This window comes from Streptococcus sp. HMSC078H03 (genome assembly GCF_001808655.1).
In the GTDB taxonomy this organism is placed as follows: domain Bacteria; phylum Bacillota; class Bacilli; order Lactobacillales; family Streptococcaceae; genus Streptococcus; species Streptococcus salivarius_G.
Window position 1 is genome coordinate 1 of sequence record NZ_KV794091.1, and the last position, 14,205, is coordinate 14,205.

Genomic DNA, 14,205 nt, shown 5'->3' on the forward strand with positions numbered 1-14,205 from the left:
TTTCGGAACCACTAGCACAGCTAGTGGTTTTCGTGAGACAAAAAAACAGAGCTTAAAAGCTCTGTCGGATTTAACTATTTTGTGTCTTTTGGGCCGTCTGCATACGATAGTACATTCCCTTAGCTTGCATCAGTTGTTCATGGGTTCCGTGTTCAACGATATCTCCATTATTCATGACCAAAATAAGGTCCGCATTTTCGATGGTAGACAATCGATGAGCAATGATGAAACTTGTTCTACCTTTCATTAATTTAGCGAAGGCCTCTTGAATGAGGAGCTCTGTACGGGTATCGATACTAGAAGTGGCTTCATCCAAGATTAAGATTTTAGGCACATTGACAAATATGCGAGCAATGGTCAAAAGCTGACGTTGCCCCTGAGAAAGGGATTGCCCCGCATCATTCAAGTAGGTGTCGTAGCCTTGAGGCAACTGCTGAATAAAGAAATCTGCATTGGCAGCCTTGGCCGCTGCTATGACTTCTTCACGACTGGCTTCTGGATTACCATAGGCAATATTATCATGAATAGTGCCAACCTCAAGCCAAGTTTCCTGCAAGACCATCCCAATCTGTTTCCGAAGACTCTCACGAGTATAATCTGTAATAGGTCTACCGTCTAGTAAAATTTGACCCTTGTCCAAATCATAGAAACGCATGAGCAGGTTAATGAGGGTAGATTTGCCTGCTCCTGTAGGGCCAACAATGGCAACAGTACTTGCCGCAGGTATATCAATGCTCAAATCCTTTATAAGAGGTTTATTAGGCAAATAACCAAATTGAACATGCTCAAATTGAAAATGTCCCTGAACATCTGCTTCTTCTAAAATCGCATTACCCGTTTCTGGTATTTCATCTTCATCTAAAATCATATAAAGGCGATCAGCACAGGCCAAAGCACTTTGAAGTTCAGATAGAACAGATGAAATATCATTAAAAGGTTTCGTATACTGAGTCACATAATTTAGGAAGGTAGTCAATTGTCCCACTGTAAAAGCACCACCTGACATGATTCGATAGGCTCCAACACCTGCAATAAGAGCATAGATCAGACTATTGACAAAACGTGTAGCTGGGTTAACCGCTGACGAATAAAAGATAGCACCCTGTGAATAATCAGCATACTTACCATTGACGTCTTTAAAACTCCTAACCATCTGGTCTTGAGCATTTAGACTTTGTACTAAAGCTTCTTGAGTCAGACTTTCCTCAATCAACTGAGTCTGCACACCTCGCCATTTAGTTTGATTGCGATAGAGTTGATAGCTCTTCTTTGCGATAAAACGTGCCACAAGCATTGACAGAGGCGTCATCACTAGAACTAAGAGCATCATGAACCAGTCTAACCGAGCCATGGTAATGATTATGACAAAGATAGTCAAAAGCCCAACGAAAAATTGGTTAAAGACCATGAGAAGTCCGTTGTTTAACTGATCGCTATCTGTAGTCACACGGCTAACCATGTCTCCAGTTCCTTGACGATCAAGGTAACTAAGTGGCATAGCATGAATTTTCATCATGACTCGTTCACGTAAACTTTCGCTATATGAATAAATTAATCGATTATAAATCAAAGGGTTAAGCCACTGGATTGCACTATTAGCTAAGATAACTACAAGCATCTGCCAAATTAAACGTGACATCAATAGAACGGCGTTCATCTTAAGAACAGCGTCCACTGCATCACCAATTAAGATAGGTAAGTAAACCGTTAAGGCAACTTGAATAATGGTCCCAACAGTTGCTAAGGCAAAGAGGTAGCGCTGACTTAAGATATCTCTACTTAAACGTTTAAGCGTTGATTTATTATTTCTAGCCTTCATCAGCGACCTCCTTTTGATGTTGAGAATAATGAATGTCTTGATAGAGTTTATTTGTGGCAAGCAATTCTTCATGATTACCCAAGCCAACTTGATGTCCCTTATCAAGCACCAAAATTTGATCAACAGCTTTTAGACTATTTGTTCTTTGCGAAATAATAATCAGACTCGTTGATTTAAGATTGTCTCTGATAGCCGCTAGTAAGCGACTTTCAGTCAAGTAATCTAGGGCTGAGGTGGAGTCATCCAAAATCAAGAATGGTGCTGGTCTCATCAGCGCACGCGCAATAGTCAAACGTTGACGTTGCCCCCCCGAAAAATTACGGCCAAATGACTCAACTGGCTCATCTAAACCAAGGTCCTTATCCCTTACAAAATCAGCAGCCTGAGCCATGTCAAGCGCATGCCACAGTTCTTGCTCACTCGGTTCGTGGTCAAGTCCTAATGACAAGTTTGAACGAATGGTTCCTCTAAATAACTCAGCTTTTTGCGGGACATAGGCAACCCAAGAACGCCACTCTTTAAGGTTCTTTGGTGATTTTTGATCTTTGAAAATAGCTAATAAACCAATCTGAGGCTGATATAAGTTCATGATTAAGTTCACCAATGTCGATTTACCCGAACCTGTACCACCAATAATACCTAGTGACTGACCTTGAGTAAGACTGACATTAATCTCTTGGAGTGATGGCGAACTAGCTGTAGGATAGGTAAAGGTCATCTGATCAATAGCTAGCACTGTGGAAGCCTGACTAGAAGTTCGGACTTCTAAAGGTGCTTCAATATCCTCATCTTGGAGTTCAAAAATAGCTTGTACCCGTTTTGCTGAAATAAAGCTTTGATTCAGATTGGTCAACATCATGGCTAATTTAAGGAGCTCCGTCAAAATTTGCAAGAGATAATTGACCAGAGCAATCAGCATACCTTGAGACAAAAGACCAGCTTGAATTTGCAGATTTCCTTGCCAAAGGATAGCAATCAAGGTCATATTAACAACCAAGAAAGTCAAAGGACTAATGAGACTTGCTATTACTCCTGTTTTGAGCTGCCACTTCTTCAAGTCTTTATTGACAGTAGTAAAGTTATCTAATTCACGCTCACTCTGATCAAAAGCCCGAATAACCCTCATACCTTCAAGTTGTTGACGCGTATTGGTAACAATTGATTCATTAATTACTCGAATCTTGACGTATAAAGGATTGACGATGCGACTAGCTAGTACAATAATAAGGGTCAATACCAAGACCATGCCAAGAAACCAAAGGGTCAAGCGTGGACTGATTCGGAATGCCATAATAATGGCTCCCGTCACGATAATCGGTGCCCTCAAAAAGAGCCTCAAAAATTGATTGATGCCCGTTTGGATTTGAAAGGTATCACCAGTCAAACGTGTCACCAAACTTGACGTTCCAATCTCATCCCGCTTTTCCTTTGATAAACGCATGATCTTCGCATACAAATCATTGGTTAAACCTCGGGCATAGCCAACTGCTGCTCTGGATGAAAAATACTGTGCTGAAATAGCAACAACAACCCCAATAACGGCAAGTCCGAACAAGAGAAAAATCATCATAAACAGATGATTTTGGTCTTTATTTGGAATAGTTGTGTCGACAATTCCAGCAATCACTAGAGGGACCAAGAGTTCGAAACTGGCTTCGATTAATTTAAAAACGGGTCCCAGGATACTGTCTTTGATGTATCCTCTAAAATACACTAATAATGCTTTCATTTGTCTTTCCTAAGTTTAACGTCCTTTCTCTTAGAGGCGCGAGAACATACGCATCAAAAAGAGATTAAACTGTACTTCCTTAGCGTAGTAAATATTACCGCCATTTGTATAAAGTTTTCCGCCACCATAGTACATGGCAACCGGTTGGTAATAGGTGTATGTTTGCCCGCTAGTGTTTCCTAGACTCGGAGCAACGACATTTTTAGAGTAAGCCTTTGCGAGTTCGACGGTGTTCACTCCACCATTATCAGCCACATAATCAATATAGGCCTTACCAAAATTATAGGCTTGTACTGCTGTCCAAGGATCCACCTTATGGTGGGCAGCTTCTTCCAGATTTTCCGACAGCACCGTCACCCCTTGACGAATACTTTCTTTTCGATCTGTTATGGAGTTGGTCACCCCTGTAGAACTTTCACTGGACTGCATCACGTCATCTGTCTTCCCCTTGGTTTCTGTGTAGATCATAGCCAGAACCAAATCGACATTGGTTGTATTATCAATGTCGTCCTCTGCCAAAACCTCCTTAACCATGGATTCATAGGTTAAGACATGTTGAATATTGGCATGGATTCGATAGCATTGGATACCTATGATGAGGACTACGACAAAAACCGCCAGACGTCTTATCCATTTAAACATATTATTTATTGATGATATCCTCGATATTTTTGATGAGAATAGAGTAGGTGCCATCAGGATTTTGAATAAACTCAACACTATCAGCATCCTGATACACATTATTAGGCACGATTAACTCAATTCCGTTCGATAACGATAATTTTTGATTCTCCAATTTCTTAATTTGACGCGAATGGTCAATATCTGATACCGAGATAGGCTCAGGTATGGCCTCTTTGAGCTCATCAACAAAGGTCAAACGAGCTGTCAAATTATTATCAAAGAGCTGGTCTGCCAATTTTTCAGGTGATAACTCTTGATCTTCTTCCAAATTATTGAAAATAGCAGATTTCATTTTTCCTTGGAAGTTAAAATCATCCTGATTAAAATTCTCAGCAATCTTCTGGGCAGTGTCTTCAACCATCTTAATCGATTTCTTGACAGATTGCTCAGGCTGGACTTGCAACAGATTTTCAGAGAAATAATTGGCAAAGCTTCCATTATGCTTGATTCGCTTTTCAATCAAATAATACTGCTTACTACTACGATTGATTACCAAAGCTTCATCAGGTGTCTGGGCTGCAGAAGGCAAATTATTTTGTGACAATTGAATAGGATGTTGGCTATCTCCCAAAGAATGAATCAAACTATCCTTGAGAGCAATACGCAAGAAAGCAAAATACTCTTGCCCTTCTTTGTCAAACTGAATAAAGACCAAATCATTGGTCTTTTGATCTTCAGAAATGACAAATTCTTCCTTCCAAAGTTGGGCAATCTTGACTGAGCTTTCCATCAAATCATCTCCTAAATGACTGATGAAAACATTCTCTGCATCGAAATAGCCACGTTTAGCCTCATCAGAGAAAACTTTAGAGAGTTTCTTTCGAAAATACTCATCTAAGCGTGGCGTTATTTCAAGAGGCCCTTCTGCTAAAACCAGCTCCGTATCATTTGGCGAAAACTGGTGAATGATAATGCGTTTAATATATAAATCTAACATAGTTTTTAATAGAGTGGGAAGGCATCTGTAAGAGCTTTAACTTCTCCACGAATGCGTTCCAAAACTTCAGGTTTATCGTGATTTTCCAAAGCTTCAACCATTAATTCAGCAATTTTACGGCTCTCAGCTTCACCCATACCACGACTTGTGATGGCTGGACTACCAACACGGATACCTGATGTCTTGAATGGAGACAATTGCTCGTAAGGAATACCATTCTTGTTCAAAGTAATATTAACTTCTTCAAGAACGTTTTGTGCAACTTTACCATTTTCAACAACTTTAGTCACATCAACCAAGAAGAGGTGATTGTTAGTACCACCTGAGATAACACGGAAATCTGGATGTTGATTGAAAACATCAGCCATGGCAGCAGCATTCTTGATAACATTTTCCCCATATTCCTTAAAGGCAGGGTCAAGTGCTTCTTTAAGAGCAACAGCCTTAGCAGCAATAACGTGTTCCAATGGACCACCTTGCAAACCAGGGAAGACCGCAGAATTCAATTTCTTAGCGATATCTTCATCATCAGTCAAAATCAAACCACCACGAGGACCACGAAGTGTCTTGTGAGTTGTTGTAGTGGTCACATGTGCATGAGGAACTGGACTTGGATGATGACCAGAGGCTACAAGACCGGCAATGTGCGCCATATCTACCATAAGGTAAGCTCCTACAGCATCAGCAATTTCACGGAATTTAGCAAAATCAATGATACGTGAGTAAGCTGAAGCCCCAGCCACGATGAGTTTTGGTTGTACTTCTTTAGCCTGAGCGAGAATCGCATCGTAATCAAGAAGTTCAGTTTCCTTATCAACGTTGTAAGCCACGAAGTTATAAGTCTTACCAGAGAAGCTAACTGGTGCACCATGTGTCAAGTGACCACCCGCTGACAAATCCATTCCCATAACCGTATCACCTGGTTGAATCAAAGACATGTAAACCGCTGCATTGGCTTGACTACCTGAGTGAGGTTGCACGTTGGCAAATTTTGCTCCAAAAAGTTCTTTGGCACGCTCAATAGCAAGAGACTCGACCACATCAATCACGTCTGTACCACCATAGTAACGTTTACCTGGATAGCCTTCTGCGTACTTGTTAGTCAAGAGTGTTCCTTGAGCAGCCATTACAGCTTTAGATACCACGTTCTCAGAGGCAATCAACTCAATATTGTTTTGCTGACGTTCTGCCTCAGCATCGATGGCGTTCCATAGTTCAGGGTCAAATGCTTTGTAATCTTCTTTATCAAAAATCATAGAGGTCTCCTTTGAGGTCTAATGGGGTTCAATCAACTCACCCACATACAGTCGGAAATTATCTCACACTTCCATAGGTCTCTGTTAGTCATTTATTCTATGGTCAACTCGGGTAGAGCCACCAATAGGTTTTCTTTTGTAATCTTTCCTTGTCTGAGAATCCTAGCAGGTGAGACAGACAAATCCAAAATTGTCGAATCTACACCTAACAAGGCAGCGTCATCTTGATAGCCAGTCACCTGGAAATCAAATTGGGCTCTTATTTGGTCAAAATAACGACCACTAGCCTTCCCAGACTTATTAGCAGATGGACCAATCAAAGGGCCCTCAGATTGAATCAGTTCTCTAGTGACAGGATGATTTGGCAAACGGAAGCCAACTGTCGCCAAACCTGAATTAATCCATCTAGGTACTTGATCATTAGCTTTTAAGATAATGGTCAGAGGTCCAGGCAAAAAAGCATCATACAATTGTTTTAAATATTTGGGCTGCTCTTTCGAATAAGACAGGATATCTTCATAAGAAGCGACATTCAAATTCATGGCTTTATCTCTAGGACGATTTTTCAGCTCATAAACATGGTTCACAGCACTCTCATCCAAAGCCTTAGCAAATAAACCATAGACAGTCTCTGTAGGAAGAACGACTGCCCCACCGTTAGCCAAAGTTTCTTTTAACTGTTTCTTATTTTCCATCATCCATCACGACCATTCTATCTTGTCCAAACTGATCCTTAAGGATACGCACGCGCTTATCTGGAAAATGCAGATACAAGAGTTGCTTCAAATCCTGACCCTGCTTATAGCCAATCTCAAAATAGATTTTTCCTTGAGGAATTAAATGCTCAGCCGCTCCTTCAACAATCCGTCTATAAATAGCTAGCCCATCTTCATCAGCAAACAAGGCCATATTAGGCTCACTCGTCAAGACATTGACACCAACTTCGTCCTTATCATTTTCAGAAATATAGGGAGGATTTGACACGATAATATCAAAATTACCAGAAATATCTTCAAAAACATCCGATTGAACAAAGCTGATGTCTGCCTGATTTAGCTTGGCATTCTCCTTAGCAAGTACTAAGGCATCAGCTGACAAGTCACTAGCTGTTACTTGCCAAAGGGGGCGACTCTTTTTCAGGGATACCGAAATAGCACCACTCCCAGTTCCAATATCGAGAACCTTGAGCTCTTTGCTTGGGTTTTCCTCTAAAATTAAGTCCACCAATTCCTCAGTTTCAGGACGCGGAATTAAGACACGTTCATCAACCTGAAAACGCAAGCCATGAAAGTCTTCATAGCCCAAGATATACTGAGCTGGTTTATGTGCTTGCAATTGGGTGAAGATAGCAGCCAAAAGTCTATCGTCCTCTTCCGAAACTTCTTGTCGTAGATTAAGAACAAATTGAGTCAAATCCCATTGCTTCAAATCACGATAAACAAAGGAAAGGGCCTCTGGCTCTTCTCCAACTGCCTCAAGCTGCTTCTCATAGTCAGCCAGAACATCCGCTAAAATCATTTGTTAAGCTCTTCCAATTTTTGAGTTTGATCGTAAAGAACAAGAGCATCAATGACTTCATCCATTTTCCCAGCCAAAATCGTATCTAATTTTTGAAGGGTCAAACCAATACGGTGATCCGTTACACGGTTTTGTGGGAAGTTGTAAGTACGGATACGCTCTGAACGGTCCCCTGTACCAACAGTAGATTTACGCTCAGCATCTTGTTCATCTTGAGCGATTTGTGCAAAGTGGTCCGCAACACGCGCACGGATAATCTTCATGGCTTTATCACGGTTCTTCTGTTGTGTACGTTCTTCTTGCATCTCTACTTTGATTCCAGTAGGAATGTGAACCATACGAACCGCAGTCGCAACCTTATTGACGTTCTGACCACCGGCACCAGAAGCGTGATAGATATCGACACGAAGGTCCTTAGGATCAATTTCGTACTCTACTTCTTCAACTTCTGGCATAACCAAAACAGTTGCTGTAGAGGTATGAACACGACCTTGACTTTCAGTCACAGGCACACGTTGCACACGGTGTGCTCCTGATTCATATTTGAGTTTAGAATACACGGATTGCCCTGAAACCATGGCAACCACTTCTTTGATACCACCGACACCATTATAAGAGGCTTCCATGACCTCAAAGCGCCAACCTTGTGTTTCTGCATATTTTTGGTACATAGCTAGAAGATCACCCGCAAACAAGGCAGCTTCATCACCACCTGCAGCCCCACGAATTTCGAGGATAATATTCTTGTCATCATTAGGGTCTTTTGGCAAGAGAAGAATTTTCAAACGTTCTTCATACTCTTCTTTAGCGGCTTTGGATTCTTTGAGTTCTTCCTTAGCCATTTCTTCCAAGTCAGGATCACCGCTTGCTTCCTTAATCATCTCTTCAGCATCTGAGATACTTTGTATGACTTGCTTGTACTCACGGTAAGCTGTCACAGTTTCACGAGTATTTGCTTCTTCACGTGACAACTCCATGAAGCGTTTAGTGTCTGAAACAACTTCAGGGTCACTAAGCAATTCACCCAATTCCTCATAGCGGTCTTCAACCGCTTGTAACTGATCATAAATATTCATCTGTTATCTTTCTCCTTATATAACTAATAGTCATTTTAGGCCTTATTCAAAGGGATTATGTTTTCGTGAGGTGGATTAAACCAGTGCTTTCGGCAAACTGAGATATAACTCTCGTGTCCTCCAATTTGAACTTGTGCTCCTTCATAAACTGGCTTACCATCTTCCATACGAAGAACCATGGTTGCCTTTCTCGAGCAATAATGACAAATGGTCTTAATCTCATCAATCTTATCAGACAAAAGTAAAAGGTATTTAGAACCTTCAAAGAGATTGTTCTGAAAATCATTTTTGAGACCAAAAGCCATCACTGGGATATCTAACTCATCAACAATTCGTGCCAAATCATAGACATTCGCACGGGTCAAAAACTGAGCCTCATCAACTAAAACACAGTACGGTCGTGAATCCATATTAGCAATGTAACCAAAAATATCCGTATCATCACCAATAGGATATGCCTTACGTTTCATGCCAATACGACTAGAGATATAGCCAACCCCATCGCGATTATCCAAACAACTGGTCAACAATACTACTGGTTTTCCTTGTTCTTCGTAATTATAGGCAACCTTAAGAATTTCAATGGATTTCCCAGAATTCATAGTGCCATAGCGAAAATAAAGTTGTGCCAAACCAGTCTCCTCTAAAATATGTATTGTACTTATTTTATCATAATTCCAAGCGTAAAAGGGAGGGAGACTGAACAATTTTTGAAAAAAGTTCGCCTCACTCCCTTATTTTTATAATAGGTTTGACTTGTGTTTCAAATGGTTCAATCTTATCATCTTAATAACATTTCACCAGTCTAATAGTTTCTTATGAATAGGCTTTAGCCAATTTTTCAAGAAGTTCTTCTTTCTCCTCGTCACTAGCAAATGAAGCTTCGATTGCCGTCTTATTATGAGCATAAAAGTCTTGCACTGAGCTATTAAAATGCTTGTGATAGAGTTCGTATTCCTTGGTTAAGTTTGTATCAGAAACCGTACGATTGTCTGTATTAATGGTAATATTCGCACCTGCTGCTTTCATTTTTAGATAAGGAAAATCAGCAACTGTAACGGCTGCCTTAGTCTGCAGATTACTTGTTAAACATAACTCTCCTGTGACACCATTTTTGACAAACTCTTCCAAAAGCTCAGGCTCTTGAGCCAAAATCGTTGCATGGCCATTACGCTTAATTCCCATGGCAATCGACTCAGCCAAAAAGGCTGGGCAACCACACTCACCAGCATGAAATGTCATGGGACGGTTGTAACTTTGGACTTGTTCAATTAGAGGTTTAATCGCTTTAGGTCCATAATGATGCTCATCTCCGGCAAAATCAAAACCAACAAAGTCACTATCTTCAACCTTATTCGCTTCATTAAGAATACGAGCCGTTAAATCTTGATTTGATTGACGCATGCCACAAACTAGGGCCTTAGCTACAATTCCAAATTCTTCTTGAGCTTGACGTAAGCCTTGACAAACGGCATCAATGGTTTCAGCGACAGTCAACCCCTTATCCATTGACAATTCGGGAGCAAAACGCACTTCAATATAGATAACATTTTCAAGAGCAGCATGTTTAGCGACATCATAAGCCGCAATGGTCAAAGCTTCCTTTGTTTGAAGCAAAGGACGAATGTAATCAAAAGCCTCTAGATAATCTAGGAGACTCTCACAGGTAGCCGGGGCTGTCACATGGTGTTTGAGCTCCGCATCATCCTTAGGTAACTCAATCTTTGCTAAGTCAGCTAGGTGACGAATAGTTTCCAATGATAGAGAACCATCCAAATGGCAGTGCAGTTCTGTTTTTGCCAACTTATGAAAATCAATAGCAGTCATTCTTTTCTTCCTCTCTAAACAATATGTTTTTATCAGTTAAAAATTAATTTTTACTATCTTATCATTCTTATAGAAAAAGTCAAGATGTCGCGCTAATAGGACGTAGTAGATTCTTGAAATGCCATTAGCATTTTGTTAGGATGTAACTATCAAGAATACAAGGAGAAACTTTATGTCTGACTATATTTTACCAGAAGTTTGGCAAAATCCAACCTCTATGGGAGGTGCCTGGGGCGGCCTCAATCAACCTACAGCTGGTGCACGTTTCGAACAAACTTTACCTAAAGGTGACCAACCTTTCCAACTCTATACTCTTCCGACACCTAATGGTATCAAGGCAACTATCATGCTTGAAGAACTGAAAGAACTCGGTGTGGCTCAAGCAGGCTATGACGCTTATCGTATTAAGATTGGCGACGGTGACCAATTCGGATCTGACTTTGTTTCAATCAATCCAAACTCAAAGATTCCAGCCATGATGGATTACTCTGAAGACCAACCGGTTCGTGTCTTTGAATCAGCTAACATCTTGCTTTACTTGGCTGAAAAATTCGGAAAACTCATTCCAACTGATCACGCAAAACGTACGGAAGTTCTCAACTGGCTCTTTTGGCAAACAGGTGCTGCTCCCTTCTTAGGTGGTGGCTTTGGGCACTTCTTCCACTATGCACCTGAAAAAATCGAATATGCCATCAACCGCTTTGCCATGGAAGCCAAACGCCAACTTGACTTGCTAGATAAAGAATTAGCAACCAAACCTTATATTGCTGGTGATGAATACACTATCGCTGATATCGCAATTTGGTCTTGGTATGGCCGTCTTGCTCAAGATAAGATTTGGGACAAGGCTGGTATTTTCCTTGATGTTAAAGAATACAAGCACCTTCAAGCTTGGACTGAAAAAATTGCCGACCGTCCAGCGGTTAAACGGGGACTTGAAGTCGACTATAAAGATATCTAATTTTTATAACGGTTTGCCTAGGCTAACCGTTTTTCTATTGTTTCATGATATAATAGAAGCAAAATTACAAGGAGACATTCATGACTGTATTTCAAGCTATTTTAGAAAAAATCAAAGCCTACGACACTATTATTATCCACCGCCACCAAAGACCTGACCCAGATGCCATTGGTAGTCAGGTAGGACTGAAGGAAATTTTAAAAACAAACTTTCCAGATAAAAAGATACTTGCAACAGGTGTCAATGAGCCTACCTTATCTTGGATTGCTGAGATGGACGAGGTAGCTGACCAAGACTATGAAGGGGCACTTGTTATTGTTACCGATACAGCCAATACCCCTCGTATCGACGACGATCGTTATGATAAAGGTGACTTCCTTATCAAAATTGACCATCATCCTAACGATGATGCCTACGGTGACCTTCTACTTGTTGATACGACTGCTTCAAGTGCTAGCGAAATTGTGACAGACTGGGCCCTCAGCCTTGGTCTTTCCTTGTCAGATGCTGCTGCTCGTGTTCTCTACAATGGTATTGTTGGCGATACAGGTCGCTTCCTCTTTCCATCTACTACTCCTAAAACACTTCAAATCGCGGCTAAACTTCGTGAATACGACTTTGATTTTGCAGCAATGGCTCGTCGTATGGACAGTTTTCCTTTCAAAATTGCTAAACTACAAGGTTATGTTTTCGATAATCTAGAAGTCGATGAAAATGGTGCAGCTCGAGTTGTCTTGACACGAAAGATTTTGGATGAATTCAATGTCACTGATGCTGAAAGTTCTGCCATTGTTGGCACTCCAGGCCGTATTGATTGTGTCGAATCTTGGGCTATTTTCGTAGAGCAGCCTGAGGGACATTACCGTGTCCGTCTACGTAGTAAAAGCATTGTCATCAACGAGATTGCCAAACGCCATGATGGTGGCGGCCACCCACTTGCTAGTGGGGCCAATTCCTACAGCTTAGAAGAAAACGAACAAATCTATCAAGAAATTAAGGATACTGTTGCCCATGCAACTCACTAATCGTCGTGTACGTCTCATGGGAACTGTGATTGACGTCTCTATCTATCATAAAGAACCAGAACCCCTGCTAGACCAAGTTGAAGCACTTCTACATACCTACAATAAGCGCTTCTCAGCCAATGACGACAGTTCCGAACTCATGAAAATTAACAAGGCAGCAGGCTTACATCCGGTGAAAGTTCACCCAGAGCTTTTTGAACTTATTACTCTTGGAAAATGGCATAGCTGCCAACCTGGAAGTCACCTTAATATTGCTATTGGACCTCTCATTCAGACTTGGCGGATTGGTTTTTCTGATGCTAAGCTGCCTCTTCCTGAAGAAATTCGTCCACTCCTGGACATCATCAATCCCAATGCCATTCTTCTATCCGAGGAAAATCAAAGCGTTTTTCTCAAAGAAAAAGGGATGAAAATTGATCTTGGTGCTCTGGCAAAGGGATATATTGCAGATCGTATTGCAGATTTTCTTAAAGCTGAAAAAGTAACCAGCGCCCTAATCAATCTCGGGGGTAATGTCCTAACCTTTGGACCAGCCCTCCATAATCCTGACCAAAAATGGCGAATTGGTATTCAAAATCCTAAGGAGACAAGAAACACAAATCTTATGGTGCTTGCTATAAGAGACCAGTCTGTTGTCACTTCGGGAATCTATGAACGCACTTTTGAGATTGATGGCAAAACCTACCATCATATTTTTGATAGCCAGACTGGTTATCCAGTCTCCAGTGACCTAGCCAGCCTTACCATCATTTCATCCCTCTCAGTGGATGGTGAAATTTGGACAACCCGCTTATTTGGCTCTAGTCTCGAACACATATTCCAAGAAGTTAGTTCACAAGCTGAGCTTGAAGCAATCATCGTTGATAAAGACAATCACTGCTTTCAGACAGGTGGCATTTACAAAATGCGAATTTCCTAAAAAATAGTAAAAAAGACTTGTCAAGTAGACCACCTTTTGATAAACTAAAATAGTTAAAAAAAACTATGGTGCGGAAAGTACCATGGCAGAAAGGAAATATTTTAACATGAAAAAAGATATCCATCCAGATTACCGTCAAGTAGTATTCATGGACACAACTACTGGTTACCAATTCCTTAGCGGTTCAACTAAACACTCAAACGAAACAGTTGAATTCGAAGGTGAAACTTACCCACTTATCCGTGTAGAAATTTCATCAGATTCACACCCATTCTACACTGGCCGTCAAAAATTCACACAAGCAGACGGACGCGTGGATCGTTTCAACAAAAAATACGGTCTCAAATAAGCAACATCTTGTTGTTAAGCCATTCCGATTGGAATGGCTTTTTTGTGTGCTCTTGGGTGTAAGCTCTCCTACTCCCATATTTATAAAATAAAAAAACAGCTTCCA

The 14,205-nt window shown here is 40.9% G+C and carries 14 protein-coding genes; 4 read left to right on the forward strand and 10 right to left on the reverse strand.

Going from position 1 to position 14,205, the window contains the following annotated elements; translation table 11 throughout:
- Nucleotides 1-70 precede the first annotated feature (70 nt).
- The 10 genes from HMPREF2607_RS03170 to add all read right to left on the reverse strand — a co-directional run bounded on the left by HMPREF2607_RS03170 (nucleotide 71) and on the right by add (nucleotide 10,846).
- On the reverse strand, nucleotides 71-1,819 hold the full coding sequence (locus HMPREF2607_RS03170) for an ABC transporter ATP-binding protein (RefSeq protein ID WP_021144020.1): 1,749 nt from the start codon (nucleotides 1,817-1,819) through the stop codon (nucleotides 71-73).
- Nucleotides 1,809-3,548 (reverse strand): ABC transporter ATP-binding protein, encoded by a 1,740-nt coding sequence (locus tag HMPREF2607_RS03175; RefSeq protein WP_070475801.1) that lies wholly within the window; start codon nucleotides 3,546-3,548, stop codon nucleotides 1,809-1,811. The genes HMPREF2607_RS03170 and HMPREF2607_RS03175 overlap by 11 nt, the downstream gene beginning before the upstream one ends.
- A gap of 30 nt (nucleotides 3,549-3,578) precedes the next feature.
- Nucleotides 3,579-4,190 carry a lysozyme family protein gene (locus HMPREF2607_RS03180; protein WP_037597899.1) on the reverse strand — a complete coding sequence of 204 codons (612 nt, stop codon included), beginning with the start codon at nucleotides 4,188-4,190 and terminating at the stop codon, nucleotides 3,579-3,581.
- Between the two features lies 1 nt (nucleotide 4,191).
- The gene (locus HMPREF2607_RS03185; RefSeq protein WP_004182031.1) at nucleotides 4,192-5,169 is read right to left on the reverse strand and encodes a nucleoid-associated protein; all 978 of its coding nucleotides are present in this window, start codon (nucleotides 5,167-5,169) and stop codon (nucleotides 4,192-4,194) included.
- A gap of 5 nt (nucleotides 5,170-5,174) precedes the next feature.
- Nucleotides 5,175-6,425 (reverse strand): serine hydroxymethyltransferase, encoded by a 1,251-nt coding sequence (glyA, locus tag HMPREF2607_RS03190; RefSeq protein ID WP_002891158.1) that lies wholly within the window; start codon nucleotides 6,423-6,425, stop codon nucleotides 5,175-5,177.
- A 92-nt stretch (nucleotides 6,426-6,517) separates the two neighbouring features.
- The gene (locus HMPREF2607_RS03195; protein WP_070475805.1) at nucleotides 6,518-7,123 is read right to left on the reverse strand and encodes an L-threonylcarbamoyladenylate synthase; all 606 of its coding nucleotides are present in this window, start codon (nucleotides 7,121-7,123) and stop codon (nucleotides 6,518-6,520) included.
- The gene (prmC, locus tag HMPREF2607_RS03200) at nucleotides 7,110-7,943 is read right to left on the reverse strand and encodes a peptide chain release factor N(5)-glutamine methyltransferase (RefSeq protein ID WP_021144016.1); all 834 of its coding nucleotides are present in this window, start codon (nucleotides 7,941-7,943) and stop codon (nucleotides 7,110-7,112) included. The genes HMPREF2607_RS03195 and prmC overlap by 14 nt, the downstream gene beginning before the upstream one ends.
- The gene (prfA, locus tag HMPREF2607_RS03205) at nucleotides 7,940-9,019 is read right to left on the reverse strand and encodes a peptide chain release factor 1 (protein ID WP_004182370.1); all 1,080 of its coding nucleotides are present in this window, start codon (nucleotides 9,017-9,019) and stop codon (nucleotides 7,940-7,942) included. The genes prmC and prfA overlap by 4 nt, the downstream gene beginning before the upstream one ends.
- Nucleotides 9,020-9,054: 35 nt before the next feature.
- Nucleotides 9,055-9,651, reverse strand: a complete 597-nt coding sequence (locus HMPREF2607_RS03210; protein WP_070475808.1) for a thymidine kinase — start codon at nucleotides 9,649-9,651, stop codon at nucleotides 9,055-9,057.
- A 184-nt stretch (nucleotides 9,652-9,835) separates the two neighbouring features.
- Nucleotides 9,836-10,846, reverse strand: a complete 1,011-nt coding sequence (add, locus tag HMPREF2607_RS03215; RefSeq protein WP_070475810.1) for an adenosine deaminase — start codon at nucleotides 10,844-10,846, stop codon at nucleotides 9,836-9,838.
- Nucleotides 10,847-11,018: 172 nt separating this feature from the next.
- On the opposite strand from add, the gene yghU reads away from it, so the two are divergent.
- The 4 genes from yghU (at nucleotide 11,019) to HMPREF2607_RS03235 (ending at nucleotide 14,100) form a co-directional block, all read left to right on the forward strand.
- The gene (gene yghU, locus HMPREF2607_RS03220) at nucleotides 11,019-11,807 is read left to right on the forward strand and encodes a glutathione-dependent disulfide-bond oxidoreductase (RefSeq protein ID WP_021144013.1); all 789 of its coding nucleotides are present in this window, start codon (nucleotides 11,019-11,021) and stop codon (nucleotides 11,805-11,807) included.
- Nucleotides 11,808-11,887: 80 nt separating this feature from the next.
- Nucleotides 11,888-12,832: a DHH family phosphoesterase gene (locus tag HMPREF2607_RS03225; protein ID WP_004182366.1), complete on the forward strand. Its 945-nt coding sequence runs from the start codon at nucleotides 11,888-11,890 to the stop codon at nucleotides 12,830-12,832.
- Nucleotides 12,819-13,751 carry an FAD:protein FMN transferase gene (locus HMPREF2607_RS03230; protein ID WP_021147186.1) on the forward strand — a complete coding sequence of 311 codons (933 nt, stop codon included), beginning with the start codon at nucleotides 12,819-12,821 and terminating at the stop codon, nucleotides 13,749-13,751. Before HMPREF2607_RS03225 ends, HMPREF2607_RS03230 begins: the two co-directional genes overlap by 14 nt.
- A 106-nt stretch (nucleotides 13,752-13,857) precedes the next feature.
- Nucleotides 13,858-14,100, forward strand: coding sequence for a type B 50S ribosomal protein L31 (locus tag HMPREF2607_RS03235; RefSeq protein ID WP_003093591.1), 243 nt, complete (start codon nucleotides 13,858-13,860; stop codon nucleotides 14,098-14,100).
- Nucleotides 14,101-14,205 lie beyond the last annotated feature (105 nt).